Source organism: Micromonospora sp. NPDC049799, assembly GCF_040656655.1.
GTDB lineage: Bacteria > Actinomycetota > Actinomycetes > Mycobacteriales > Micromonosporaceae > Micromonospora.
Genome location: NZ_JBFAMU010000600.1, coordinates 1 through 2,772, shown reverse-complemented (window position 1 = coordinate 2,772; position 2,772 = coordinate 1). Strand labels below are relative to the sequence as shown.

The following is a 2,772-nucleotide window of genomic DNA, read 5'->3' as shown; positions in this document are numbered from 1 at the left end:
GGCCACCGTGTCGTGGTCACCGGCGGACCCGACGAGCGCGACCTGACCGCCCACGTCGCCGGTGACGTCGCGGTGGACCTGGGTGGCCGGACACCACTGCCGGCCCTCGCCCGGGTGCTCGCCCGCGCCCGGTGCCTGGTCGTCGGCAACACCGGCCCCGGACACCTGGCCGCGGCGGTCGGCACGCCGGTGGTGAGCCTCTTCGCCCCGACAGTCCCCTTCGGACAGTGGGGCCCCTGGGGCGTGCCGACCGTACGCCTCGGCGACGCCGCCGCCCGGTGCCGCGACACCCGTGCCGCAACCTGCCCGATCCCCGACCATCCCTGCCTCACCGGGCTCGACCCGGGCGAGGTGGTGGACGCGGTGCGCCTGTTGACCCCGTCCACCTGACCCCACCCGAGACACCTGCTGAGGAGAGGCATGAACATTCTGCTCTGGCACGTGCACGGCTCCTGGACGACCTCGTTCGTGCACGGCAAACACCGCTACCTCATCCCGGTCACCCCCGACCGCGGCCCCTACGGCCTCGGCCGCGCCCGCACCTACCCCTGGCCCGACACCGCCGTCGAGATCACACCCGAGCAGCTGCGGTCCACCGACGTCGACCTCGTCATCCTCCAACGCCCCGAAGAGATCGACCTCACCACGCAGTGGACCGGCCGCACCCCCGGCCGCGTCCTCCCCGCCATCTACGTCGAACACAACACCCCCAAAGACGGCAACGTCCCCAACAGCCGCCACCCCCTCGCCGACCGCGACGACCTCCTCATCGCCCACGTCACCCACTTCAACGAGCTTTTCTGGGACACCGGTGCCACCCGCACCACCGTGGTCGAGCACGGCATCGTGCCGCCCCGGGTCGAGTGGACCGGCGAGCTGGACCGTCTCGCGGTGGTGACCAACGAGCCGGTACGCCGCTGGCGGGTGACCGGCACCGACCTCATGCCCCGCTTCGCGCGGGTGGCGCCGCTGGACGTGTTCGGGATGGGGGTCGCCGGTCTGCCGGACGCGCTCGCGCGGGCCCCCGGCGGCGGGCCCGGGCTCGCGGTCACCGGCCACGACGACGTCCCGCAGGACCGGATGCACGCCGAGGTGGCCCGTCGGCGGGCGTACCTGCACCTCTGCCGGTGGACGTCCCTCGGCCTCAGCCTCATCGAGGCGATGGCGATGGGGATGCCGGTGGTGGCCCTGGCCACGACCGAGGCGGTGGACGCCGTGCCGGCCGACGCGGGGGTGCTCTCCACCCGGGTGGACACCCTGGTCGAGGCGACCCGATGGCTCATGACCGACCGCGACGCGGCCTCCCGCCTGGGGGCACGCGCTCGCGACGTGGCGAAGGAACGGTTCGGGCTCGACCGGTTCCTCGCCGACTGGGACCGGCTGATCGAGGAGGAAACATGCGCATCGCGATGATCTCGGAACACGCCAGCCCCCTCGCCGTCCTCGGCGAGGAGGACGCGGGTGGGCAGAACACCCACGTGGCCGAGCTGGCGGCGGCGCTGGCCGGCGAGGGGCACGACGTCCGCGTCTACACCCGCCGCGACTCCACCGCCCTGCCGGAGACCGTCGCCGCCCCGCACGGCTACCAGGTGTGCCACGTGCCGGCCGGCCCGGCCCGGCGGGTGCCGAAGGACGAGCTGCTGCCCTACATGGGCGAGTTCGGGCGCTGGCTGGCCGGTCAGTGGCGCGACGGCGGCTGGACGCCGCACGTGGCGCACGCCCACTTCTGGATGAGCGGTCTGGCCACCCTGCACGCGGGGCGGCGGACCGGGGTGCCGGTGGTGCTGACGTACCACGCACTGGGCACCGTCAAGAAGCGCCACCAGGGCGCCCGGGACACCAGTCCACCCGGCCGGATCGGGTACGAACGGGCGTTGGGCCGGGCCGTGGACCGGGTCATCGTGCAGTGCCAGGACGAGATCGGTGAGCTGCTACGGCTGGGCGTGCCCCGGTCCCGGATGGCGCTGGTCCCCTCCGGCGTCAACGAGGAGATGTTCCGTCCCGACGGTCCGGTGGTCCCGCGCGACCCGGCCCGCCCCCGGATCATCACCGTCGGCCGCATGGTGGAGCGCAAGGGCTTCCAGGAGGTCGTCCGGGCGCTGCCCGCCGTGCCGGACGCGGAGTGCGTGGTGGTCGGCGGCCCGCCGGCCGAGCTGCTGCCCGCCGACGGCTACGCCCGCCGGCTCACCGCCCTCGCCGAGTCGTGCGGGGTGGCCGACCGGGTGAAGCTGGTCGGTGCCGTTCCCCGCGAGGAGATGGGCCGCTGGTACCGGTCGGCGGACCTGCTGGTCGCCGCCCCCTGGTACGAGCCGTTCGGCCTGACCCCGCTGGAGGCGATGGCCTGCGGGGTGCCGGTCGTCGGCACCGACGTCGGGGGCATCTCGGACACGGTGGTGCACGGCCTGACCGGGGACCTCGTGCCGCCCCGCGACCCCCGCACGCTCGGCGCGGCCGTCCGCCGGCTGCTCGCCGACCGGGTGCGCCGGTTCGCGTACGCGACGGCGGCGCTGGACCGGATCCGCAGCCGGTACTCCTGGAAGCGCTGCGCCGAGCAGTTGGGCGCGGTCTACGCCGCGGTCAGCACGGTCGCCCGTCCCGCACCGGCGGTGGCCTGATGAGCCTCTCCCACCTCGACAGTCACCTGGCGAACCTGGCCGCCGCGCTGCTGCCCTACCGACAGGCCGCCGAACGCCTCTCCACCTGGGGCACCGAACTCGCCTGGACCCTGGCCCGAGGCGGACGGCTGCTGGTGGCCGGCAACGGCGGCAGCGC

The 2,772-nt window shown here is 74.5% G+C and carries 3 protein-coding genes and 1 pseudogene; all 4 read left to right on the top strand.

Annotated features, from left to right (window positions below):
- Nucleotides 1–390 (top strand): glycosyltransferase family 9 protein (locus tag AB0I76_RS27000; RefSeq protein WP_357041067.1); only part of this gene is annotated, 390 nt, incomplete at its 5' end.
- A gap of 30 nt (nt 391–420) precedes the next feature.
- Nucleotides 421–1,413, top strand: a complete 993-nt coding sequence (locus tag AB0I76_RS26995; RefSeq protein WP_357041064.1) for a glycosyltransferase — start codon at nt 421–423, stop codon at nt 1,411–1,413.
- Nucleotides 1,398–2,615 carry a glycosyltransferase gene (locus tag AB0I76_RS26990; RefSeq protein WP_357041062.1) on the top strand — a complete coding sequence of 406 codons (1,218 nt, stop codon included), beginning with the start codon at nt 1,398–1,400 and terminating at the stop codon, nt 2,613–2,615. Before AB0I76_RS26995 ends, AB0I76_RS26990 begins: the two co-directional genes overlap by 16 nt.
- Nucleotides 2,615–2,772 (top strand): annotated as a pseudogene (locus AB0I76_RS26985) (phosphoheptose isomerase); the annotation flags it as partial. The gene AB0I76_RS26990 and the pseudogene AB0I76_RS26985, both read left to right, overlap by 1 nt.

What these genes read in the sequence shown, in the direction of transcription:
- AB0I76_RS26990 (WP_357041062.1), top strand. Translation starts at nt 1,398, where the DNA reads ATGCGCATCGCGATGATCTCGGAACACGCCAGCCCCCTCGCCGTCCTC.
- AB0I76_RS26995 (WP_357041064.1), top strand. Translation starts at nt 421, where the DNA reads ATGAACATTCTGCTCTGGCACGTGCACGGCTCCTGGACGACCTCGTTC.